The sequence below is a fragment of the Paenibacillus sp. USHLN196 genome (genome assembly GCF_037144955.1).
GTDB lineage: Bacteria > Bacillota > Bacilli > Paenibacillales > Paenibacillaceae > Paenibacillus > Paenibacillus xylanexedens_C.
In genome coordinates this window covers 15,772-39,691 of sequence record NZ_JBBCYH010000017.1, presented here as the reverse complement: position 1 = coordinate 39,691, position 23,920 = coordinate 15,772, and the positions used below count along the sequence as shown (strand labels likewise).

Genomic DNA, 23,920 nt, shown 5'->3' with positions numbered 1-23,920 from the left:
TTCATCTGAATTCTTCAATAGGTACATGACCTGCATCCTGTAATCGATGATGTTCCGAATCAAAATACGTACCTTCCAGCAGGCCGATCAATGTGTTGGTAATCCGCACTTCAATGTCGTTGTCTCCCGGACGCAACCAGGAGGCCTCTCCCTTCCAGCGATACGGAGACCAGCATCTTACACCCAAGCTATGTCCGTTTACCCGCACTTCCACCACATCCTGCACACGCCAATCGCCAAATTCCAGTTCAAACGAGGCAACACCTTCCTCTGGTTCATCCAGCCAGAACGTGCGTTTATAACTCATTTCCCCGGCATAATGGGGATACAGAGGTTGAGGTTCAGGCACGATACGAAGGGCCGTATCCGACTCTCGCACAAGCGAAACCATGCCTTCATGATGGAATTCCACACCGAATCTTCCCTGTAGATACAAAGGATCCACGATGCCATCCTCATCTTTCGTCACCTGCACAATCACCGTCATTTCGTTGAGACCGCTGTGCAGCAGCTCCGTGATATCACAAGCGATGTTATTGTGGTCGGTTATTTCGATTGGATCGAATTGTTCTTTTTCAAGCAAATGCCCATTAATCTCCATCGACCAAATGCCTGAGATCGCCGCTCTGTCCATGAATAGAAGGCATGCAGGCAATGCCGTTCTCAGCTCAAATGTGGTCGTATATCGGCATTCGATGGGATAGGCTACGGATGCTTTCTTGGGTGTGCCAAATACCTGATTAAACTGGACTGGCAGATGCTGCTGCTCCGATAATTCTGCCGCCTGATCAATAAACGGTTTTACAGCTACATGCTGACTCTCCAGAATCACTCCATTAGCATTGGAAGCCTGAAGGTGGAATTGTCCCATTCGCAAAATGTTAGACTGCACCGTTTCCAGTCGCCATGGCCCTTCCGAAGGAACTCTGATCTTACAGGCTTGATTCGCCCCTGCCGAAACATCCGCTCTGAACGTCGATTCCGTCATGTCTGCAACATCCATCTTCGTTGGTATTGCTTCTTCCTTCGCAGCTTGTAAAGTAAGGCGTACAGCATGTGCTTCATAAGGCGCCAACGTTAGTGAAATGCACCATTCCCCGCCACTGCTCGTATACGGTAATGCCTGAAGCTGCCCTGTCTCCAGATCGAGTCGTTCTGCCACGAGACAAGTGTTCTCTATGAGCTCCGTTCCATCCCACAGCTGTCTGGCGACCAGCTTTAATTGGCCTTTCAGGTCCTGCCCCTCCTGATTGGTCAAAAAAACCATATGCTCCCCATCGGACAATTGACGGGTGTGCATCAGCAGGGATGCACTCTCTTCCTCCATGATCCAGCAGATGGGTTCCGGCAATAACTGATCGAGCAGGAGAGAGATTAGCTCCAGCGAAAAGTCATCTCCTTGCCCCGTTCCTGCGGGTAGAAAGTAGGCATTCCCCTCACCCTGATGCCACATGGTTTCACGGTTATCATGATCTGTTGACCCGCTACGGCCCCAGTACACCTCTTGCGGCTGCTCGCCCGCACCAAAGAACTGGGCAGCTTCATCTCCCTCAGGACTCTCCGGCTGGATCGCAATATATGGAGGCATCCCAACAGAAATGACGGTTCCTCCCTGCTGAACGAATTGCTTCACCTGTTCCCAGGCCGCGGCCTCCAGATTCAGCATCGGTGGCAGGATCAACACCTCATAACGCGCTATACCGATCTGAATGATGCCATCCGTTAAGTCAGCTTCAGCCAACAATTCGGGATCAAGGTGATCATAGTCTCGTCTGTTTTCAAGCAGATGTGTCGTGATCCTCATCCAGTCCTTCGTTAGACGATCCAGTTGTCCCCGTTCTGCTTCCTCTTCGCCGCTATACTCAAATCCATGCAGCGGATTACCCATCAGACTCCAGAATGTCGTCGTTGGGTCAAGCACGGCAATACGAATGTCTGCTGCTCCGGTGCTCATGAGATAGCTCAAACGTCCGGTGTAATCCCCTAACTGCCGGAAATGCTTCCAATAAGGATTCTGCAAAAATTGAGATGGCGGTGCGTCATGCTTCGCAAGCCCGCCAATCGTATAGAAAAAGGCATGAAAGTTATAGAAATTGGTGCCCATGGCGGCCATACGATCAATCATCCACTTGGCATCCTGTAGTGTCATGGACCAGCCTACACTGTGAAAACATTCAATCAGATTGCGGCTTCGTCCCAGCTGCCGGGCAAGCGAACTGACCATCTTGGGATTGTCACGCATCTTTTGGCCGTATCGTTCCAGAATCCACGATAAGGATCGTCCAATTTTCTCATGTGCCGAATCCCCCCCTGGCATATGGCTGAACAACTGGGTCGTCATCCGTACGCCAGGCACTTCAGCCGCATATTGGATTCCTGCTTCCTCACACCAATCATGCACCTGTTTGTGATAGGACTCCCGGAGAAGCAGGTGCAGCGACTGGTAATAGTCATACCGAATTCGATGCGCGTCCGGAACATCACCATATAGCAGGGCCGGCAGCGAATCGATCAGACTATAACCACAACGCTCATTGAAAAAACGGGGAAGCTGTCGTGACCAGGGGATACGGCCCAGCGGTGCGATCTCATCTGAGAACATGCCTTTGATTACGCTTTCAAATCGATCTCCAACCGCTGACTTATAACGCTCATGAGTCAGTTCAATAAAACGACTCATCGCTTCCTTGTGGCATGGATCAACGAAGTTGCCGTAATATTTGAAATCATCGATCTCTTTTTCCTGAAATATAACCAACTCCCAATCACCCGCGGGAACATCCCACAATAGACGGAAAGCTGTTCGGTAGGTGAAAAACCGCTTACGATTATACGAAGTGAGTCCGGTCTCCTGATAGACTTGATCGGTCTGGATATTGCCGATTTTACTGCGCAAGTCAATGGATTCATGCCATAACCGTTTGCCCTGTGCATCCTTGGGAGTCGCCTTGGCAACCAACACTCGTCCCCATGGCAACTGCAGATCCACAGCTTCTCCACCCTGAACCACCAGTTGATGATGCACGAGCTGTCGCTGCTTCGCTTCAGGGAAATCAAGGGTCACTTCTCCGCCAGCCATCCCGCTTGGATATGGATATTCGTCATATAACCATACCTGCATGCCATGGTCGGCAGCTGCCTGCACTGCAACCCGCACCTTATCGAACCATGCTTCAGAGAGATAGGGAATCTGTAGTCCCTGACGCGGACAGATGAAGAATCCGCCTACACCTTGGGCGTCCATCTCAGCCACCTGCCGCTTAATCTGCTCTTCTTCCATGTCCCCGTTCCAGAACCAAAAGGGATGGACCCTGTACTGCGCCTCGGGATTTTTAAATGCATCCCCGTTCCACATGTTGCCTTCCTCCCTGCATGTTCAAGAGTGGTCGTTAAACTTTACCAATAACGTTCATTTGAGTTCAAATAGGTTTGTTTCGCTTTGATTATACATCAAAAACCATATTCAGGAAGTCATAATTTCCAGAAAGTTGGATGAAATTTTTGTTCACGGATCAAGCCATTATAACGATAAGAAAAAGCCCAGCTGTCCCCGTTACGCTGAAAGCACGGCTGCCGGGCTTTGGCTTATAAGACTACTTCAGTGCAGCGTACAGTTCATTGACTTCTTTCACATAATCGTCTCCGCCGTTGTTCTTCCACAGGGCAACAGCATCTTCGAATCCTTTCTCATCAATCTGACCTACGATATATTTGATGCGCGCATCATTAATGATATTGTCCAGCTGCGGTCCTTTCTGAGCATAAACATCAGAGATCAGCGGTTCGCCAGGATTGGCGATGACAATCTCTTCGTTGGCTTTCTGCACTTGTGCAACCTTTTCACGGACAGGTGTCTGTTGTACACGAAGCGTTCTGTCTTCCGGCACAAACATCAAAATCTGATTTAAGCCCTGCAGGTCGCGGAGCGCAAGCTTGTCAGTGCTCGGTACGATGTAGTCTTCTTTTTTCTCGTATTGCTTACCTTCCAGTCCGTTGTACAACAATGCCTGCAATTCCGGTTCATTCAGCTGATCCAGGAAGCTCAGTACCTTCTTCAAGTCTTCTTCCGTTTTGACACTGCTTTTGGAAATGGCAATCAGGCCGGAGTAGCCCGACGTTGGCATATCACGCAATCCCTTTGGACCTTCCATCGCTTGCAGCACGTCTACGCGCCCTGTCGCATTTGGGTCTTTATCCAGTATTTTCTGATCCATGCGCTGCGCATTATCTGCCACATCCACCATGACACCTGCTTGACCGTTTACAAATGGATCAGGCAGTTTGGTCGCATCCATCACGGCAAAGTCCTTGTTCACCAGACCTTCGCTATAGATTTGCCGGAAAAATTTCAGGGCTTCCATATATTCTGGTGTCTCATGCGCCGGGATCAGGCCTCCGCTGCCATCATCTCCCCATTTGTTCGGTGCACCGAACCATACCTGCATGTTATCCCACGGGCCCGTGAATTTGCTGGCAACCAGACCGTACGTATCATCCTTGCCGTTACCGTCTGGGTCATCCTTCGTGAACGCTTTCAATACATTGTAAAATTCGTCAATCGTCTTCGGCTCTTCCAGCCCCAACTTCTCCAGCCAATCTTTGCGGATTGTGACCCCATTACGTCCTAGGGCGCGTGCCCGGTAGATCCCATAGGTTTTGCCATCGATTGACGCATTGTTGGTGATGATTTCATTCATCTGGCTCAGATTCGGATAATCTTTCAGATAAGGACCAAGCTCCCAGAATGCTCCAGTTCGTGCCGCATTGATAAAACTCGGAGACTTCCCTAACACCACCATAATCTGAGGCAGCTTTCCCGAAGCCAGTGTGATGTTAAATTTGTCTTCGTACGAGCTGCTCGGCACCCACTGCAAGTTCACATCCACCTTGGTCAATTCCTCAAGCTTCTGGATGACCGGGCTGTTCTCCGGCGGATTCTCCGCTTCAAAGTTCGGAAGCATAATAGTAATTTCATCTGTTCCACCCGCAGCGGTTCCTGAACCTGCTTTGTCCGTGGAGCATGCGCCCAGAATTGTACTCAATACCAGCGACGCAGAGAGTAGCAGTGCACCTTTTTTGAATCCCGTTTTTTGTCCCATACGTTCTCCCCCTTGGCTTTAGCCTTTGATTGAACCTAACATGACACCTTTGGCAAAATGCTTCTGCAAAAACGGATACACCAGCAAAATCGGAATGGTACCCACAACGATCACCGCCATTTTGATCGACTGCTCTGGTGGCTGTACAAAATTGGGGTCCATGTTAGCCATATCTCCGACACTGGCCTGCGAGAGTAATACGATCTGTCTCAACATGACTTGCAGCGGCCATTTGTCACTGTCGGAAATGTACAGCAGTGCCGAGAAAAAGTTGTTCCAGTGTCCTACGGCGTAAAACAAGGCAAATGTGGCGATGACCGGCTTCGATAAAGGCAGAACGATTCGCCACAGCACCCCGAGATCCGAACAGCCGTCGATGCGGGCTGCTTCCTCCAGCCCGGGCGGCATTTGTTGAAAAAAGTTTTTGACAACTATTAAGTTAAAAGCGCTGATCGCGCCAGGAAGCATAAGGGCCCAGTAAGAATCGAGCAGTCCCAGTCCACGAATGACGAGATACGTCGGGATCATGCCACCGCCGAATAACATTGAGAAAATCACCATGTTCATCATGACGTTACGGCCCCAGAAGTCACTTCTGGATAGTGGATAAGCCATCGTTAGGGTGAAGAACAGATTGACCAGTGTACCTGCCACCGTGATGAAAATGGAAACACCAATGCTGCGAAAGATCGTGGACGAGGAGAAAATATACTCATATGCACTGAAGGAAAACACCTTCGGAATGAGGAAAAAACTGCGTTCGGTGATCTCGGCTTCCGTTGCGAAAGAATTCCCTATAATATACAGGAAAGGAAGGACGGTTAATATGCCCAGAATCCCCAGCATGACGTAATTGAAGATATCAAATACCTTGCCGGCAGGGCTGTTGTATAGACGGCTGTTCATGGGCGCTCCTCCTTAATAAATTCCGGGGTGACCGAATTTTTTCGCAAGTTTATTACTGCCAAGCACCAGGATAATCCCCACCACAGACTTGAATAGTCCAACAGCGGTACTGTAACTGAATGCACCTTGCGTAATCCCCACCGTGTACACATACGTATCAAACACATCTGCGACATCCCGGTTGAGGGAGTTGGTCATCAGATAGATCTGCTCAAATCCGGTATCGAGGAAGTTCCCCAATCGGAGAATAAGCAAAATGACTATGGTCGTACGAATCGCTGGAAGCGTAATATGCCACATCCGCCGTAATCGTCCTGCGCCATCTACAATCGAAGCTTCATACTGCTCCGTGTCCACACCAGCGAGGGCCGCCAGGAAGATAATTGTGCCCCATCCCATCTCTTTCCACATCATTTGCACAATAATGAGCGGACGGAACGAACCTGGACTGGAGAGCACATCAATGGGCTTGCCCGTAATCCAAGCGATCAGATCGTATAACACGCCGCCTTGCGGGGTCAGGAACACATACGTGATACTGGCGATAATAACCATAGATACAAAATGGGGTACATAGACCAGCGTTTGAATCGTTCTTTTGAAGAAAGCGACCCGAATTTCATTTAACAATAAGGCGATAATGATCGGTGCCGGGAAAAAGAAGATGAGATCATACAGGGCAAGGACCAGCGTATTACGTAATAGTCGGAAGAAGTCCGGATTGGAGAAAAAGTTCGTAAAATTCTCCAGCCCCACCCAATTGCTCTCACGGATACCCAGGAAAGGCTGATAGTCCTGAAAAGCAATGACGATCCCCCACATGGGCAAGTATTTAAAGATCACAAAGTACAAAAAGCCGGGAAGCACAAGCACATATAACCATTTGTTTCGTTTAATCTGCCTTTTCCAATTGGACTCCTGTTTTAATGGTCTTGTTGCCATATTCGCTTGAGCAGTTGCAGTGGCGTTGGTATTCCAGTCCGTCTTCCCGTTCATCATGTCTCCCCTCCCTCAATAATGTAAGCGTTATCAATTAACCTGATACTCAGACTATACAGCCGATCTTTTTCCGGCAACCTTCATTTTTTGCATAGCCCTGGCACGATGGCCAGGAAGCCCGCTATAACGCCATTTCCACATGGTATTGAACATGTCGTAGCAGGGAGAATTGTACATTTTTGCAGGTTTATCTTTCTTTGTATCACGGTAAAAAAGAAAAAACCGGTATCCGCTAAACCCGGATTCCGGTCAGAAAAGACAGCCGTACAAACGGTTATTGTCCGAACCATTGATCGCGATACTGACTCGGCGTAACTCCCTCCTGTTTCTTGAAAATCCGATTAAAATAACTGTGCTGATATCCCACAGCCGCCGCAACATCATTAATCTTCATCGTTGTCTCACGTAGCAATTGCTTCGCCGTATCCATTCTCACACGAGTCAAATAATCAATAAAATTAATGCCAGATACCTGTTTGAATGCCTTGCTCAGTGCATAGGGTGTCATCTGCTCTGTATCAGCACAATTTTCCAGCGAAATATCATTCTGGTAATGTGTATCGATATACAACATCGTACGTTCCACCACCAGCTTCAGCGGTTCCTGGGACCGTTCCTCAATCTCTTGTACATACGGCATGAATACCTCATTAACCATCCATTGCCTCATCTGCGTGGCTTCACGAATACCGGATAATCGCTCATACATGTTGCAACCGCCAAACAGCTTATAAGGTGTTACTCCCGTTTGCAGCATCATGTGTTGAACACTCCCCAGCAATTGAAGCATCATCTGTTGCACCTGGAATTCGGTACTATCCGTCTGTGTAATCTCACTCAAAAATTGCTCCAGCACACGTTCCGCTTCGGCTTGCTTGCCCAGCCTGATGGCCTGGATCAGCTCACGTTCCAGCCCCAATGGATAGGAAGCTGCTTCGTTTCTGCGGAAACATTGCTCATCCTCCAAGTCCAGAATCTGACTGCCTTCCTCCACACTGCGATAAGCCACGGCCTGTTCCATCTCGACGAATCGTCCGGGCAGTTCCTGTAGTGAAGCCGCTGGGCGGCTGACCATCAAGGTCACCTTCATTTTGAGCGTCCGTCCAATGACTTCCACCAGTTCCTGTCCCCATAACAGCGCTTGTGACTTGACAGGTTCGTCCTGAGGAGCGATCACAAGCATGGCGGAAGACAAGTCATGAAAGTTCATGACACTGATCTGCCTGAAATAATTTTTCGCAACTTCCTGAGTGATATTCACTGCTGCAAAAGTAACCAGTCCTGTGTCCCGGCTTCCAAACCTGCCTTCCAACTGCTCATATCCCGTAAAATACATCTGCACCAGCAAAAACTGCTGGCCCTCCAGTTCAAAGCCGAGATTACGCATCCGCCGCTGGAGATCCTGCTCGTTATAAGCATATAGATGCCCCTGTACAAGTTGTAAGACAAAACTGTCACGCAGATGGGGAAGCTGCTCCTGCAATTGGCGATGTGCCGTAACACTGCGGGAGGTCAGTTCGTTCCACTGTTGCTCCAGCAGCTCAAACTCGTCCAGTTTGGCATCCGTTGGTGTTGTTTCGTTTCTGCCAGGCGTAAGCAGATGCAGCATCCGCGCTACAGGCGAATAGATTCGGCGTGAAGCAAACCAGGATAACAGCAATCCCAGGATTAGACTGCCCGCACTCGCAATGACGATGATTTTGGATACCAGCTTGACCGGCGAAGTGACTGATGTCAAAGGCGCAGCGGAAACATAGGTCCAGTCCGAATCAATTCGACTCAATGAGCCGTACGAGACGGAATAGGTCTGGTCCTCATATCGGAACAGGAATGAGCGGCTGTCCGCATGCAAGGCTACTTCTTCTTTTAGCTGCTGTTCAAAAGCAGAAGTCTCTCCCGCCGTTCCCGGATTGCCGGTAACCAGTGTGTTTCCTTCCTGATCCATGAGAAACGTTAACCCTTCGTTGTATGGGGTAAGCGTTTTCAATAAACTGGCGACTTTCTCATTATCCAACGTAATAATCAGTGCACCAAATGGATTAATGCTCTCCCCCGGGATCTTATGCACAAGAACCAGTGCATTGCCTGCATCTGTATGCAGTAGACTATCGTTTATTGAAGGTGAGGTATCTCTGTTGATGCTGGAAACCCAGTCTGTCCAGTACACGTGGTTACCCATGGAGAGGTATCGATCATATGCTTGTACTTTGGCTTCATCGTTCAACTCGGTATAATCCCGATTAAACAAGATTGGCTTCGGTTCCTGCAAATACAGCTGTGCTGACTTGATCAGTGGGTGGGAACCTTGCAATACATATAAAGTAGTCACAATCTCCTGTGTTTCATTAAAATAATACACAAAATCCAGCGTTCGCAGTGCATTGCCAAACCTCGGCTCAAAAGCCCAATGGGATAAGTTCATCTCCAGATAAGCCAGCTGGTCATCCACATTACGTGCCCGGTTCTCAATCTGGTTCTGATGCATCTGATTGAACTCGGTCTCCATCCGGCCCACAACCTGTTGATACATGACCATGCCTGTGATTAGTCCGGGAATACTGGCAATGAGTAAAATAAGCATGAGGCTGTTTCGATAAAATCGCCCTTTATGTCTTCCTGCCTTTAATCCGGATAACCGTTTGAACGTGCCCAATATTCGATTGCTCCTAGTCGGTTCCATCGGTACTCACCTGCCTGCTCGCATCGGGTCTGACTGTCATGGAAACTTCCTCAACTCCCCTGAGAATATATGGATGAAATCCTTTTCTTGTATTATACGCACAATCTTCAGGTCAATGAAACGATATGTAACCGATCATTTTTTTAACCAATGTTTTATTAACCTGACAAAATGGATTACAATGAGATAAAGCAAACATGAAGGAGGCCTTTTTAATGAAAGAACAGACTTATTTTGAACAAAATAGAGAAAAACACCTGGCAGAACTGAATGAATGGTTATCCATTCCGAGTATTTCCGCCATTTCGGAGCATAAAGAGGATGTTAATCGTGCAGCACAATGGGCAGCAGATGCACTCACACGTGCAGGTATGGAAAACGTAGAGATCATTCAAACGGCTGGACACCCGATTGTCTATGCAGATCACCTGCATGCACCCGGCAAACCAACAGCTCTGATCTATGGACACTATGATGTACAACCTGTTGATCCGCTTCACCTGTGGGAGACCCCTCCGTTCGAACCTACCGTTCGTGATGGTAAGCTGTTTGCCCGTGGTGCAACGGATGACAAAGGACAGATCTTCCTACATATCAAGGCAGTAGAAGCCATTCTCGCCGAAAACAAAGAACTGCCGGTTAACATCAAGTTCTGCATTGAAGGCGAAGAGGAAATCTCCAGCCCGAACCTGCCCATCTATCTGAATGAACATACGGACAAGCTGCGTGCAGACATGGTACTGATCTCGGATACGTCCCTGCTTGAAAAAGGAAAACCAGCGATCTCCACTGGTCTGCGTGGCCTATGCTCGCTTCACGTGGATCTGAACACAGCCAATACCGACTTGCACTCCGGTTCATTCGGTGGCGGTGTACCCAACGCACTGCATGCACTCGTGTCCCTGCTCGCTTCGTTGCATGATGAGCAAGGTCGTGTGAGTGTAGATGGTTTCTACGACGGCGTTCTGCCATTGTCTCCTGAGATGAGAGAAGAATTTGTGAAACAGGGATTCAATGAGGAACAGCTTCGTCAAGACCTCGGGCTAGAGCAATTGTACGGCGAAGAAGGCTACTCATTCGTGGAACGTGTTGGCGCTCGTCCAACATTGGAACTGAACGGCGTATGGGGTGGTTTCCAAGGCGAAGGCAGCAAAACGGTTATTCCGAAGGAAGCTCATGCCAAAATCACCTGCCGCCTCGTGGCGGATCAAGATCCACAACATGTATTGGATCGTATCGAAGCACATCTGCGCGCTCACGTTCAACCGGGTGCAACGCTGCATGTGAAACAGATCGAGAAAGCTTTTGCTTTCAATACCGATCCTTCGAATCCAATTCTGCAAAAAGCGGCAGATGCGTATGAGCACGTGTATGGCGTTCGTGCCCTCTTTACCAAAGATGGCGGCTCCATTCCGATTGTTGAGAAACTCTCACGTGTACTCGAAATCCCTGCTGTCATGATGGGCTTTGGCTTGCCGGATGAGAATCTGCATGCACCGAACGAGCACTTCAACCTGGAGAACTTTGATAAAGGGTTGTTGACGATTGTTCAGTTTTTGAAGAGTTTGTAATAGTTGAAAAATACTCTTACACGGAGGTCACTACGCGGGGAGAATAAGCTTCCGATCGCTGTTATCCCCCGATTTCTTTGATCCCTTTTTTAAAGGGAGAAATTCGGGTGATAAAGGCGAACGCTCCGCTTCTTCAGCTTTTTTCTCCCCACTCCGTTAACGTGTAAATTATTTATTAAACTTCATACAAAAGAGATAAGATTACTATTAAACTATCGCGGAACGTGAGTGGACGTTCCGGTGCCGAATCGTTCTTTTGATCGCTGTTATCGTCGGATTTTTTTGGATCCACTTTTTAAAGAGAGAAATCCGGGGATAGCATATGCTTCCGAAGTAGCTTTCTTGCAGAAAGCTTGTAGGCGAACGCTTCGCTTCTTCAGAATCGATTTCGTCCCCTTCACTATGTTGCAGCTTCTCGCAGACTGATTTTAGGATGGAGCCTACTTTACAAATGAAGGGTAGTAGGTAGGTATATAAGTATACAAAAGGGGTGTGCCGTCCAACTTCATGACGGTACACCCCTTTTGTAATTGGTAGATCTTGATATATTCTTTTCAATGGCTCGTTATTTACTTTTTAACGAACCGGGCACTTGTTATTCGACGAAAATCCGCAGTTTTGACAAAATAACGAATCGTAGACGCTTTATTTCCTCGTTTTGCATGTCATTCATCAATTTTCTACCGGAAACGTGGCTGACGTTCGTTAGCCCTGTGACTATAAGGAGAAACCTACTTTCGGGACATCCTCCAGATTCTATTCCCCTCATTCCCTCCATTTATGTTCGAAATGTTGTAAACTTCAGCATGTGCACAAGCCGGGATAAGTGTGCAATCTCCTGCTGGACTCCTGAGGTGTCCGTGCCCGCCATTGCCTGGTTCGCTCGCAGTGTTCTGCGCGTGTTCAGCATACCTTCGATCAGTTTCATGACCGTGTTGCGTCCACGATGATCCACGATCATATACTTTTTGCGTGCATCCAGCTCTACCCATACGATGTTGCTGAATGATGTGAACAGATGCCTGCGATACTGCTCCATATCGGTCTCATTGTAATGCTCGCCATAAAAAGCATAGTATCCGTGTATGTGCAACTTCTCCGCCAGCACTGTGATGAACGGATCAGGTTCGAGCATAGCGTTACGTTCCATGTTTCACGCCTCCGTTATGCGTGATCCGCAGATCCCGTCTTTTTGAGATCTATTTTAACATATTGCGCAAGGTGTTGCCTCTCTACAGATACAAGCCAAGTTTTAACTCGGAAGACTGATACATCACTCACCGATCCGTCTGCCCTTCACCCACACATCCTCAATATCCAGCTCCGCATTCAGCAAAACAATATCTGCCTGTTTTCCTTGAGCCAAGGAACCTGTCCGGTGATCAATGCCGAGCAGACGTGCAGGGGTTAGACTTGCTGCCCGTGAAGCAGCATTCAGACTCAAGCCCACTTCCTGCACCAGATATCGGAAACCGCGAATCATCGTCAGTGTGCTTCCAGCCAGCGCCCCGCCGTCCTTCAGTCTGGCCTCGCCATGCTTCACGATCACGGGCAGGTCGCCGATTTTGTACTCCCCGTCATCCAAACCCGCAGCAGACATGGCATCTGTGATCAACACGAGTTGATCGTTATGTTGCTTCAATTGAGCCAGGATTGATATCGCCGCAGGGTGCACGTGAATGCCATCAGCAATCACCTCGGCGCTGATGCGTGGATCACTCAGCACGGCTCCCGCAGCCCCAGGTAGCCGATGATGCAGCGGTGTCATCGCATTGAACGTATGTACCGCATGATGCAGGCCGGATTCCACTGCCCGCTCCACCTCTTCATAGGTTGCATCCGTGTGACCGAGTGCCGCTGTAATCCGCTGTTCTCGCAGCCACGAGATGACTTCCAGCGCACCTTCACGTTCCGGTGCCAGCGTAACTTGACGGATCAGATCGGGATATTGCTTCTCCCATGCTTCGAGCCAGGTTACATCCGGCAGAATGATATGTTCCGGATTTTGCGCACCAGGCCATTTTGGACTGAAGAACGGACCTTCTAGGTGCACACCCTCAAGCTGTGCATATGGCATTTCGCCAGAACGGTAACGGTCCACTTCAGCAAGTACGCTATCCAGCCGCTCTTTCGGTGCGGTCATGGAAGTCGCAAGCATTGCTGTTGTTCCCTGTGTACTATGGAAAGAAGTGATCTTGTCCAATACCTCCGGGCTTGCGTCCATAAAGTCTTCTCCGTTCCCACCATGCACATGGATATCAATGAATCCAGGCACAATGAGACCACCTTCGGGTACAGGTATAGGCAAGGCCTCTTTCCTAATCTGTTCAGACAGACCTTCCGTTATCCCAGCATAGAGGATTTTCCCATCCCTCCAAGCTAGTACACCGTCTTCCAACATTTCATCTGCAAGGAGCAGCTTGCCTCGAAGAAGCGATATGTTTTTTTCTCGATCACTTCCGTGAACATGGTTACTGGATGCAATCATCTCACCAGCCTCCCTGCGGCACGATCCAGCAATACCACCACATTCGGATGACATTGTAGTAACGATGCAGGACAAGCAGTTGTGATTGGCCCCATGAACGCTTCGCGGATAATCTCCGCTTTTTCCTCACCACGGGCAATGAGCAGGATCTGTTTCGCTTTCAAAATGGTACCGACACCCATCGTAATGGCCTGAGCCGGAACTTCATCGATGCTGTCAAAGAAACGTGCGTTTGCCTTTCTGGTCTCTTCTTTCAGATCCACAACATGTGTCCGCCCAGTCAGCTCCGTTCCCGGTTCATTGAAGCCAATATGACCATTATGTCCGATACCCAGTAATTGAAGGTCTACCGGTCCACGATCGTCTAAGCGCTGTTCATAGGAATTACACTCCTGTTCCAGATTGCCAGCCTGACCATCAGGCACATGCGTTCTAGCCAGATCTATATCGATATGATTGAATAATTGTTCATTCATAAAACTGCGGTAACTTTCACGATGCTTTGTTGGAAGTCCCACATACTCATCCAGATTAAAGGAAGAAGCCTGTGAGAAGCTGACAAGCCCCTTCTGATATAACGTGATAAGCTGTTTATATATGCCTACAGGAGAACTTCCTGTCGCGAGCCCCAATACAGCCCGTGGTTTGGTCTGCAGCAAGCTGGCAATGAGGCCAGCACCCGTGGCGTTCAAATCTTCTTCATTTTCAAAAATGCGTATATTCATCTGTCAGGCACCTCCGTTGTGTTGGACTCGATAAGATTGCACATTATGATAGGATTGTTCCAGTCTGGGGATAAAACGGTCAAAGTCGGCACTTACCATGCCTGTGAACAAAATATCGACCACATGCAGCAGTGCAATACGTGAAGCCATATCTCCACGTCTCATGCCTTCTTCCAGAGAGGACGTGAACAGTGGGATATCAGATACAGTTGCAAGCGTATTAGCGCCGTAGGAAGTCAGTGAAATCGTAGAAGCTCCGGCCTCTTTGGCACAGTGCAGGGCATCGATGGTCTCTGGTGTTTCGCCTGAATAGGATACGGCCATCGCCACATCTCCCTCAGCGAGCGAAGATGCGGATGTAATCTGCATATGTGAGTCGGAGAAAGCCGTACAGCTTTTGCCGATCCGCACCAGTTTCTGATAGAAATCCTGCGTAACAATCGACGAGGTAGCCACACCGTACAGATCGATGCGGCGAGCCTGGCACAATAATTGAACCGCATGCTCCAATCTGCCCAAATCCAGTAAACGAGTAGTATCCGCAATAGATGCAAGGTGATTGGCTTCAATGGCTTCAACAATTTTGGAGAGCGGGTTGCCAGCGACGATATCCTGATATGCCGTTTCATCCGAAGCGTGTGATAACTCTGCGGCAAGCTTCATTTTGAAATCGGGAAAACCTTTGAAATGAAACGACTTGCAAAAGCGGGTTACCGTAGCCGCACTCGTTCCACTCTGCTCTGCCAGATGACTAATCGTCCAACCCGGAATATCCGATGGAGATTGCATAATGACTTCGGCAATACGGCGCTCCTGAGACGGAAGGTTATTCAGTTCTTGCTGCAACGCACGTAATATGGCTGCCATGAGGACCTCACTTTATGAAAATTATTTTTATTTATTTATAACGAAATAAGAAAATCATTTTTATAACTTCATTTTAATCAAGACGATCCTGCAAATCAAGAGGAATTTAACAGAAGGACACGCCTATTATATGCCCTCTATGCTATCGACTGGAAACGCGGAGGTCGGCTGAGTTGGGAGGCTGGAATCAACTTGAAGAACTGCTGCAATTTCATATTCCGATCAAACGAAAAGTCGGAGGACGTTCATTCGAATGAATAGGAATCATAATTGATATGGATTTTTCGGTTGTTTCATTTTTTTACGATAAAACAAAAAAGCCTCTTCCCTTCTTTGGATAAAGAATTAGGAAAGACTTTCGCGGTGGTACGATTCAGTTCATTTTGATTCATTTCCATTCAACTAAAGTCTCAACTCAAGTCAACTCGTTCTGATTCATGCCATCATATCGTTTTAAGAACTCGATGGCTAAGCTGGGTACTGTCATTTGATGAACCGATTGATTCTCAATGTCCTCTGCCAGATCGTCATCTGTGAGAGAAACGAAGAACGTAATGTCTGCTTTTGCTTGTCCATACCGGATAAAAACTTCATCTGCTGTCTCATTTACAACTTTGGCGATGATTCGGATGATCTCATCCTTATACTTCTGAACATCTTCTGTTGCATACAACAGTCGGCTGATGTGGTTAAAGTGCGTATCGTCACCATACTGATATTCGGAGCAGCCCCATCTGTAATAGATCTCGTCCTCCTCAGTATCACACAGCCCCTGCTCTTTCATACTCGAAATATGCCTAGCCAGGGATTCCTCTGTATTCACCGCCAAAAACAGCGTAACCCAATCACTGTCCGTTCCAAATGCACAAGCATATACTTTCTCATGCTGCACCTTAGCCAGCGTTTGTTCCAAATCGGGTAAAAACCCCGCTTTAAATTGTGCTTCAAATTCACTTAAAAGGTCCATTTAGTTCATCCTTTCATTATTACTATAAGTTGAAATACCGGATAAGTTACAATTGCTACTTCGCTAACAGTATGGTCTACTAAAATAATGAAAACAACAATACTACGTTTGGGATCTTCCCTCGATTCTATTGTTGATTCCATCATTTCATGGTCCATAACAGCAAAAAAGCCTTGCCCCATTCTTCATGACAAAGAATAGAGAAAGGCTTTCATGCTGCTACTTAATCCTAACTGCAATTCGCATCAGATCTTCAGTTCTCCAAGCTTAATCAGCTCGACAACTGCCTGCGAACGACACTTAACATTGAGTTTCTGCATCACATTCGAAATATGGTTACGCACCGTTTTCTCGCTGATGAATAACTGCCCTGCGATGTCACGCGTTGTTTTGTCTTGAACCAGTAATTCGAATACTTCGCGTTCACGGTGGGTCAACAAAAATTTGCTTTTATGATCGATACCCTTCAATGTTCACCCCTCCTTGCTCGGGTTGTGTTGGTGTAACAAGGTTAAGGGGATACAGTCAACTCATCTTATGTCAGGTCAAGGGCGTTGGTTCAGTTTTATAAGAAAAATGGGCAGTAATTATGTGTTTCATTGTCCCAATAGAACATGTTCCAATTTTTTATGTAAAAATTATTTAAACCAAACATGCCCTTGCAGCTGATGTTGTCATCCCCGCAAAGGCACATTGGTTCATCTTTCTGATTCTAAACTACCGGTTCATTCGATTCATCATGCCATCGTTATTATTACGGTTCATCAGGCCACCGTCAAGGATACCATCACGGTTATTTGTATCTGTTCCGTTCGTTGGGAAAATGCGCTCTACCATCGATTGGAACGTATCGATCATGCCACTCACCGGTTTACCATTACGCATATCTGTGGCATAGTTCTCCACATGCTCCACAAACTCCGGATTGGCCGATACATATACATTCTCGATGTTCGGTGCAAACTGCTTGATTTTGGCTGAAATTTTACCTTTGATCTCATCTGAAGTGTTGTCATCCGTACTATCCGTACGTCTGCCTTCATTTTGCATGCCATAACGGCCTTCATCTGTTGTACGTGCTTTGCCACTGTTCGTCAGACCACGCATCATACCAATCGTACCTGTGCCCATCGTACCATAGATGCTGCGATCATTGCCCATATGCCCACGATCTGTTGCTGAGTCCGTGTTCAATCCTGGAGCAATTCCACTAGTACTGTACGGTGACATCGTTCCAGATCCGCCATTCACACGCATGCCACCCATATCATGATTCATGTTTCCACCACGCATGGTATCACTGGCATGATTACGCATCGTTCCGCTCAGCATGCTCGTACGACCATTCGACTTGCTATCCAACTTGCCTGCGTGACCATCTGCCAGACGAACAGCGACATACGCATTACGATCCGTTAGCATAACACGGGCAGATTGAACTTCCTTCATCTCCGTAATGCGTTTGGCCAGCTCTTCACTGGATTTCAGGTCAGTCACATTATGCATACGATAGCTTTGCGCACGAATACCATCCATGCCATTCGTTTCCACACCATAACGGTTAATCCCGTTGGCTTGCTCACGAACACTTTGCGTATGCATATTGTTGGCATCCCGATTCGTGCCACAACCTGTCAAACCGGCCATTACAAAGATTGCAGTAGACAATGATAACGTAATAGCTGTTGCCTTTTTGACTGCTGGCATGTACTCATCCTCCAATGTTTGTTGGTTTTGATCACAAAGTTAGGATGCGCTTCTGTACGTACCGATATGCTGAAAGGATATGGTTCCTTTCCCTATAAAAAAGCAGTGCCGCATGAATTGCGGCACTGCTTTATTCTAACTTGAATTTCATTTCAAGTTAGTCATACTCCTTTTCTTATTTCTTGCTCATTCCCCGTCTGATGAGGAATTCGTTCACTCATCTGCGGAATCCGATGACTCTTCTGAAGAAGTTGTTGATGCTTTAATCGTATCCGGGAATTTCTCAGCTTCTGTCAGACTCGTCGCATCCATGGTATATGCCCACTGACCATCCGGTGTAATGACCCAGATCTGATCCGGTTCGGATGGCAGTGTGAGCCCCCGATACACATCTCGAACTTGCTGCCCATTTAGCGTCTGTTCAACAGACAAGGTGAATCGGGGGACAGTACCCTTCAGCTCCGAAGCTTTCCGCACATCATCGGCGGTAGACAGGTTTTTGATTTTGCCAATGAGAGATACGGCATCTGTGGCTTCAATGGATTTCCCATTCAGAGTCCAGGCCTGCTCTGCCGCACCTTCCCCCGATGTTGATTTCAACATCCAGGTGGCAGCTTCACCTTCCCACTCCAGAGAACCAACATTCGTCTCATCCATGTTAAAAGGGGTTGTGTCCAACAGATCACGACGTGACAAATCTATGTTGGTCATCGTCTCTGTCTGCACGGCAACCACGGGGCCCGAATCAACGCGCACATAACGTGCATCATCTGCTGGAAGCTGGCCGCCAATAGCCAGTTTGATCTCCCGATTATCTTTTAGTTTGATATCCATACGTGTAGCATCTGTTCCTAATCCATACTTTTCCAGATCCGTCGGTTCTTCTTCCACCAACAGTTCCTGATTCGCACCACTTAGAGCATCCAGCCAACTGCTCACACTGTAACCGTTCAGAGGATAGGCTTTCGGCTCAACCATCTGCCAGACGCCATTCTCAAGCTCCAAAGTCGACGATGATGCTGCACCAGTTGTCTCCTCCGTTGTGTCATGTATCGTGATGGATTGGATGTCCCCGGACTGAATGCCAAGAAACTTTGCTTGAACCGCTTCTTCTTCCCGAAAATAATTTTGACTGGCTGCGTACACCCAACCCACAATCAGTACGATGACCACCAATATCGTTGGGACCCATTTTCTCATACTCGTCTGCGCCTCCACCATAAGAGTACTCCGATTATAACAAAGATGAGCGGGAACGCGACAATTGCCACAAAGAAGATCGTTCTAGCCTGTTCACCGTTCAAATATGCCATCTCATAACCGGCTTGTACCCGCGGGCGAATCGTCAATCCATCTTCTTTTTCACTCAGATAGTTCACGGTATTCAAAATAAAATCCCGATTACCGCCATTGGCAATTTCCGAATCCTGCATGAAAATGGACGAGCCCAGAATAACCGCCTTCGGTTGGCCATCCGTCGTATCGGCTGCATATCCCAGTTCCACTGGACCCTGAATGTCCTCTTCCGGATCATTGGTCGTTTCATTTTGCAATAAGCCGCCGATATTCGTCTCACCGTAACTATCATTCAAAGAATGAATCAATGGCGAAAGTGTATATTTATCCTGTTCTTTGCCGGTCAGCGCAATCGACAGCGACAACATCGGATACAATTGGCTCGCAGCAAGTTTTTCCGTGATTGCATGTGTACCATACTCCGGCACCACCCAAAGGGGACCCATCGTACTGGCCTGCTGATTATCCACCATAACCGCATGCTCATTAACAACGCCATAGTCAGCCATGAGGGCATCGATGTTTTTCCAACTGGATTTCATATCTTCCACAAATCCGAGGGATAATAATAACTTGCCTCCATTACTCAGATACGTGCGAATAGCTTTCATTTCGGTATCACTGAGATCACGTTGTGGCCCAATAATGGCCAGCACATCTGCATCTTCGGGAACCTTGCCAGCTTGATTCAGCTGCAATTCTTCCGTTTGCACATTGTTCTGTTCCAGGGAGGACTGCAGCGTAGTCATCTGGGCGAGACTCAGCTCTTCATGCCCAGTCAGGAATAGCATTTTGTGCATCTCGGTAGAGGATATATTCATTAACGCCTGCGTTAACTTTTCCTCACCTGTGAACTGGTATGACCCATCACTGCCGTCACCTGTTGCAGTGAACAAACTGGCGATATCAATCACTTTGTGTTGATCTCCTTGTTCCAGCACAATGGAGCTGCCCGTTATGCCGTATTTGGATGCAAGCGCAGGTTCCTGCGTCAAATTATACTGTTTTAGCTTTAACTTGCTGTTGCGTTTGGTGTATTCTTCCACCATATCCGTGACCTCGCGGTTCAGGACGGTGTTGTTGGCATTTTCGACGGTTAACACCAGAATGTTGACGTCATCCTTCACATTTTTGATCGCAGTAAGGGACTGGTCAGACAACGTATATTGTTTGTTCGAGGTCAGATCCAGCTGGAAGCCGCCGAGTGAATTCAAGAACAGTGTTAGCAAAATAAAGATGCCAATCACTGCTACGGACAACACGGTACTGTTGGTATAACTTAACCATTTTTTCATCTTCTCACCTCCACCGCTTCCGTTCCACAATTTGAATGCTTAACAACAGAAACACACCCGAAAGGGTGACATAATACAAGATATCCGGTCCATTAAGCACGCCTTTCATGAAGCTGTCGAACCGGTTGGTCAGGGCAAACGGATCCAGCCACTGTTGCAAAGCAGATCCCGTATTGCCTGCGAATGAATCAAGCATCCACAAAACGAGCAAAATAATAAAACCCGCTACCGCAGACACCATCTGATGCTGGGATAACGTAGAAGCGAAGAGTCCAATCGCCATCATGCTTCCGCCCAGGAAAAATAGACCCAGCGCAGACATCCATACCGTCGTCATATCCAGTGTCCCATAGAACGACATGATGAAGGGGTACACCAGGCTGCACAGGATGAGCACGACCAGAATGGCGAGAGCAGCGAGATATTTACCAAAAATAATTTCGGTGACACGTGCTGGTGAGGTCAGCAACAATTCATCCGTTCCTTGTCTGAATTCCTCTGCAACGAGTCGCATTGTCAACAATGGGATTACAAAAAGTAGCATAGATAACGTATCACCTAGCACAAGACGATAATCGACAATGCTCGGCTGATAATATACAAAGCTTGAATAGAACAACAAACTGGTCATTAGTACGTATACGGCAAAAGCAAAATAGGAAGTCGGGGACAGAAAATAAGCTTGCAGCTCTTTGTTACATACCGCCATCATTCGTCTCATTTGGAGTCCTCCCCTTTGCGAGAATGGGACGAGGAATCCGCTGATGTACTTGTTCCCGATATGCTCGACGAGTCGATGTCCGAAGTTACGTCCTGATCCGTCTCTGCCCCAGCAACCTTATCCACATCTGCCGAATTCGCTTCTGTGTCTGTTGTCTCGGTTGTGGTCAGCTTCAGGAAGATTTGCTCCAGACTTAGGTTCTCCTTCTTCATCTCCAGTATCGGTAATCCTGCACCGGACAAAAGGTAGAAAAGCTCTTCCCGAAAATCTTCCGCGCTCTCTCCGGTGAGCAGCATTTTAACCGTATCCACTGAACTTGATGTAAGTGAAGTGTCTTTGGCGGTATTCGCATCCGATGCCTGAATGACTTCACTCCGCACCTTCTCCCATGGTGTCAGCACATTATGTAGTTGCTCCGCAGTGGCCTTCACTTCAATCGACACCTTGAACTGATCCCCCATCGCTGAGCCGAAATGCTGTGGTGAACCATCCAGCACGAGCTGTCCCTGATTAATGATCAACATTCGATTACAGAGTGTGCTCACTTCTGGCAAAATATGCGTACTGAGCAGTACCGTATGGTTCTCGCCCAGTTCCCGGATCAGATCCCGAATCTCGATGATCTGATTCGGATCAAGTCCCGATGTTGGCTCATCCAGAACGAGCAGATCTGGCTTGTGAATGATGGCTCCCGCCAGACCAAGACGCTGCTTATACCCCTTGGACAACCCACGCACCAGTTGTTTTTCCCGCCCCTGAAGTCCCAATCTGCTAACCATCTCACTGACCCGCAGCTTAACCTCACGGGCCGGGACATCTCTTAGATTCGCTACGAATCGGAGATAGGACTGCACCGTCATATCCGGATACAGTGGCGGCGTTTCAGGCAGATACCCAATTTTGGAACGAATACGCTGGCCTTGTTCATGCACCGATACCCCATCCACCATAATGGAGCCCGCGGTTGGATGCAGATAGCCCGTAATCATACGCATTGTAGTTGTTTTTCCAGCACCATTCGGTCCGAGAAACCCGACAATCTCACCACGTTCCATGGTGAAATCCAGTTGATGCACGCCGCGCTGCCCTTCGTACACTTTGCTGACCTGTTTCACTTCGAGCACATCATTCATCCTTTCCCGTTAAAATACCCGTGCACCATCATTTCAGTAGATGTTGGGCACGGGAAGTTCCTTGTATCTTACGTGAGCTATCCTAAACTCAGCTTAATGTCACTTGAAAGTAAGCTTAAAAATAATTGTCTAAAATGTGAACAATCACAGTAACACCCACACCCTGCGCGTAAAGCCAACGTACCATAGAGTACAGGAGAATGTGCTCCTGACCAAAAGTCAGAGGGTGAATCGTGTGAAAGTATTATTCACGTTTTATGTTCCAAGCGGTGGCGTGGATACGTTAAATCGACTGCGCACCGCCGTTCTGAAACGTCATGGCATAGAAGCGCACTTATTGTATCTCAACACTGGGTCGGGATTACAAAACAACAGTGATACACCCATTTTCACTGCGTCCAGTGACGAGGATATTCATCATTTAATTCATACACAACATTATGATGCCATCATTGCCACATCAGACATCGCTATGCCCGGCCGCTTGAGAGGACTCGGTTATACCGGGCGAATTATTTTTGAAGCCCAGGGACTCGGAACGCGCGACCAGGCGCTGGAAACGATCCAAATGGCTGTACCTTACTTTCAAGCCCATTGTGATGCTGCTGTTTTGCCCCCCACAGACCACCTGCTGGATATGTTCATTCATATCTGTCCTTGGCTTCATCGGTTTGTGATTCCCAATATGCTGGATACGGACACCTTTGCCCCGATCTTGGTAGATACCCCACCCTATCCGGTGCTCGCATGGGTAGGGCGACTCGAACACAACAAAAACTGGCGTGAATATCTAACCATATCCAGTGAAATCATCAAAAAAAATCCACAAGCCAGACTATGGTTGTTCCACGATCCCATTTTGGCTAATCCTGAGGATGAAGTCATGTTCCGGCATATGCTGGCAGAATACGGGCTTGAAGACAAGATTGGCATCTTCATCAATGTTCCCCATTCTCAGATGCCTACCTTCTATTCCATGATTGCCGCTTCAGGGGGCATCATGTTATCCACTTCCCTACTTGAAGGATTCGGCTATGCAGTCGCTGAAGCCATCTCTTGTGGCTGCCCGGTACTCAGTACAGATTCGGATGGTGTACGTTCATTTATCACACATAACAAGACTGGAAAGTTCTATCCGATTGGCAATGTCAGTGCAGCTGTCTCCGAAGCAATGGACCTCATGAACAACAAGAAGCTTCGTGAATATATTCGTATTCAGGGCAGACAGCATATGAGCTTGTCTTTTTCACCAGATCGATATGCCGTATCTTTCCGTGAAATGATGACCGCCTTGCGTATTTTCCATTGAGGATCGCAAAAAGGCAGCTCAGAGGGATTCTCTGAACTGCCTTAATAGTACGTGTTCAAAAAGTTTGGTTTTCAGTACCGAGAAGATGGAATGAAGATAGAAATGGAGTAGTGGAGCGTAGGAAACTACGTGAGCAACCGCAATGTTTCCAAAGGAA

Annotated in this window: 18 protein-coding genes; 2 read left to right on the top strand and 16 right to left on the bottom strand. The window is 47.8% G+C overall.

Annotation, left to right across the window (positions count from 1 at the left end):
* Position 1: 1 nt before the first annotated feature.
* The 5 genes from WFI24_RS29110 to WFI24_RS29090 form a co-directional block, all read right to left on the bottom strand.
* Complete coding sequence (locus WFI24_RS29110; protein ID WP_336765410.1) at positions 2-3,355, bottom strand: glycosyl hydrolase; 3,354 nt, start codon at positions 3,353-3,355, stop codon at positions 2-4.
* A gap of 238 nt (positions 3,356-3,593) precedes the next feature.
* Positions 3,594-5,099 (bottom strand): extracellular solute-binding protein, encoded by a 1,506-nt coding sequence (locus WFI24_RS29105; RefSeq protein ID WP_336765409.1) that lies wholly within the window; start codon positions 5,097-5,099, stop codon positions 3,594-3,596.
* A gap of 18 nt (positions 5,100-5,117) precedes the next feature.
* Entirely contained in the window at positions 5,118-6,005 is an 888-nt protein-coding gene (locus tag WFI24_RS29100; RefSeq protein WP_017692544.1) for a carbohydrate ABC transporter permease, read from the bottom strand.
* A 12-nt stretch (positions 6,006-6,017) separates the two neighbouring features.
* Positions 6,018-6,947 carry an ABC transporter permease gene (locus tag WFI24_RS29095; protein ID WP_167483788.1) on the bottom strand — a complete coding sequence of 310 codons (930 nt, stop codon included), beginning with the start codon at positions 6,945-6,947 and terminating at the stop codon, positions 6,018-6,020.
* A gap of 331 nt (positions 6,948-7,278) precedes the next feature.
* Positions 7,279-9,684 (bottom strand): AraC family transcriptional regulator, encoded by a 2,406-nt coding sequence (locus WFI24_RS29090; protein ID WP_336765408.1) that lies wholly within the window; start codon positions 9,682-9,684, stop codon positions 7,279-7,281.
* A 215-nt stretch (positions 9,685-9,899) separates the two neighbouring features.
* On the opposite strand from WFI24_RS29090, the gene WFI24_RS29085 reads away from it, so the two are divergent.
* Positions 9,900-11,255: a dipeptidase gene (locus WFI24_RS29085; RefSeq protein WP_336765407.1), complete on the top strand. Its 1,356-nt coding sequence runs from the start codon at positions 9,900-9,902 to the stop codon at positions 11,253-11,255.
* Positions 11,256-12,033: 778 nt separating this feature from the next.
* On the opposite strand, the gene WFI24_RS29080 is transcribed toward WFI24_RS29085, so the two are convergent.
* The 11 genes from WFI24_RS29080 to WFI24_RS29030 form a co-directional block, all read right to left on the bottom strand.
* The gene (locus WFI24_RS29080) at positions 12,034-12,405 is read right to left on the bottom strand and encodes a hypothetical protein (protein ID WP_145325218.1); all 372 of its coding nucleotides are present in this window, start codon (positions 12,403-12,405) and stop codon (positions 12,034-12,036) included.
* Positions 12,406-12,528: 123 nt separating this feature from the next.
* Entirely contained in the window at positions 12,529-13,743 is a 1,215-nt protein-coding gene (gene nagA / locus WFI24_RS29075; RefSeq protein WP_336765406.1) for an N-acetylglucosamine-6-phosphate deacetylase, read from the bottom strand.
* A complete protein-coding gene (gene nagB / locus WFI24_RS29070) occupies positions 13,740-14,468 on the bottom strand; it encodes a glucosamine-6-phosphate deaminase (RefSeq protein WP_336765405.1) in 729 nt (242 codons plus the stop codon). Before nagB ends, nagA begins: the two co-directional genes overlap by 4 nt.
* A 3-nt stretch (positions 14,469-14,471) precedes the next feature.
* On the bottom strand, positions 14,472-15,335 hold the full coding sequence (locus WFI24_RS29065) for a MurR/RpiR family transcriptional regulator (protein ID WP_336765404.1): 864 nt from the start codon (positions 15,333-15,335) through the stop codon (positions 14,472-14,474).
* Between the two features lie 415 nt (positions 15,336-15,750).
* A complete protein-coding gene (locus tag WFI24_RS29060) occupies positions 15,751-16,302 on the bottom strand; it encodes a DUF4303 domain-containing protein (protein WP_336765403.1) in 552 nt (183 codons plus the stop codon).
* A gap of 245 nt (positions 16,303-16,547) precedes the next feature.
* Positions 16,548-16,772: a helix-turn-helix domain-containing protein gene (locus WFI24_RS29055; RefSeq protein WP_336765402.1), complete on the bottom strand. Its 225-nt coding sequence runs from the start codon at positions 16,770-16,772 to the stop codon at positions 16,548-16,550.
* 247 nt (positions 16,773-17,019) lie between these two features.
* Entirely contained in the window at positions 17,020-18,009 is a 990-nt protein-coding gene (locus tag WFI24_RS29050) for a YhcN/YlaJ family sporulation lipoprotein (RefSeq protein ID WP_336765401.1), read from the bottom strand.
* Positions 18,010-18,222: 213 nt separating this feature from the next.
* The gene (locus WFI24_RS29045; protein ID WP_336765400.1) at positions 18,223-19,209 is read right to left on the bottom strand and encodes a DUF4340 domain-containing protein; all 987 of its coding nucleotides are present in this window, start codon (positions 19,207-19,209) and stop codon (positions 18,223-18,225) included.
* Positions 19,206-20,600: a GldG family protein gene (locus WFI24_RS29040; RefSeq protein WP_336765399.1), complete on the bottom strand. Its 1,395-nt coding sequence runs from the start codon at positions 20,598-20,600 to the stop codon at positions 19,206-19,208. Before WFI24_RS29040 ends, WFI24_RS29045 begins: the two co-directional genes overlap by 4 nt.
* Positions 20,601-20,604: 4 nt before the next feature.
* A complete protein-coding gene (locus WFI24_RS29035) occupies positions 20,605-21,321 on the bottom strand; it encodes an ABC transporter permease subunit (protein ID WP_336765398.1) in 717 nt (238 codons plus the stop codon).
* Positions 21,318-22,445, bottom strand: a complete 1,128-nt coding sequence (locus tag WFI24_RS29030) for an ABC transporter ATP-binding protein (protein WP_336765397.1) — start codon at positions 22,443-22,445, stop codon at positions 21,318-21,320. Before WFI24_RS29030 ends, WFI24_RS29035 begins: the two co-directional genes overlap by 4 nt.
* A 244-nt stretch (positions 22,446-22,689) precedes the next feature.
* On the opposite strand from WFI24_RS29030, the gene WFI24_RS29025 reads away from it, so the two are divergent.
* Positions 22,690-23,763 carry a glycosyltransferase family 4 protein gene (locus WFI24_RS29025; protein WP_336765396.1) on the top strand — a complete coding sequence of 358 codons (1,074 nt, stop codon included), beginning with the start codon at positions 22,690-22,692 and terminating at the stop codon, positions 23,761-23,763.
* Positions 23,764-23,920 lie beyond the last annotated feature (157 nt).

What these genes read in the sequence shown, in the direction of transcription:
- WFI24_RS29110 (WP_336765410.1), bottom strand. Translation starts at nt 3,355, where the DNA reads ATGTGGAACGGGGATGCATTTAAAAATCCCGAGGCGCAGTACAGGGTC.
- WFI24_RS29105 (WP_336765409.1), bottom strand. Translation starts at nt 5,099, where the DNA reads ATGGGACAAAAAACGGGATTCAAAAAAGGTGCACTGCTACTCTCTGCG.
- WFI24_RS29100 (WP_017692544.1), bottom strand. Translation starts at nt 6,005, where the DNA reads ATGAACAGCCGTCTATACAACAGCCCTGCCGGCAAGGTATTTGATATC.
- WFI24_RS29095 (WP_167483788.1), bottom strand. Translation starts at nt 6,947, where the DNA reads ATGGCAACAAGACCATTAAAACAGGAGTCCAATTGGAAAAGGCAGATT.
- WFI24_RS29090 (WP_336765408.1), bottom strand. Translation starts at nt 9,684, where the DNA reads ATGGAACCGACTAGGAGCAATCGAATATTGGGCACGTTCAAACGGTTA.
- WFI24_RS29085 (WP_336765407.1), top strand. Translation starts at nt 9,900, where the DNA reads ATGAAAGAACAGACTTATTTTGAACAAAATAGAGAAAAACACCTGGCA.
- WFI24_RS29080 (WP_145325218.1), bottom strand. Translation starts at nt 12,405, where the DNA reads ATGGAACGTAACGCTATGCTCGAACCTGATCCGTTCATCACAGTGCTG.
- nagA (WP_336765406.1), bottom strand. Translation starts at nt 13,743, where the DNA reads ATGATTGCATCCAGTAACCATGTTCACGGAAGTGATCGAGAAAAAAAC.
- nagB (WP_336765405.1), bottom strand. Translation starts at nt 14,468, where the DNA reads ATGAATATACGCATTTTTGAAAATGAAGAAGATTTGAACGCCACGGGT.
- WFI24_RS29065 (WP_336765404.1), bottom strand. Translation starts at nt 15,335, where the DNA reads ATGGCAGCCATATTACGTGCGTTGCAGCAAGAACTGAATAACCTTCCG.
- WFI24_RS29060 (WP_336765403.1), bottom strand. Translation starts at nt 16,302, where the DNA reads ATGGACCTTTTAAGTGAATTTGAAGCACAATTTAAAGCGGGGTTTTTA.
- WFI24_RS29050 (WP_336765401.1), bottom strand. Translation starts at nt 18,009, where the DNA reads ATGCCAGCAGTCAAAAAGGCAACAGCTATTACGTTATCATTGTCTACT.
- WFI24_RS29045 (WP_336765400.1), bottom strand. Translation starts at nt 19,209, where the DNA reads ATGAGAAAATGGGTCCCAACGATATTGGTGGTCATCGTACTGATTGTG.
- WFI24_RS29040 (WP_336765399.1), bottom strand. Translation starts at nt 20,600, where the DNA reads ATGAAAAAATGGTTAAGTTATACCAACAGTACCGTGTTGTCCGTAGCA.
- WFI24_RS29035 (WP_336765398.1), bottom strand. Translation starts at nt 21,321, where the DNA reads ATGAGACGAATGATGGCGGTATGTAACAAAGAGCTGCAAGCTTATTTT.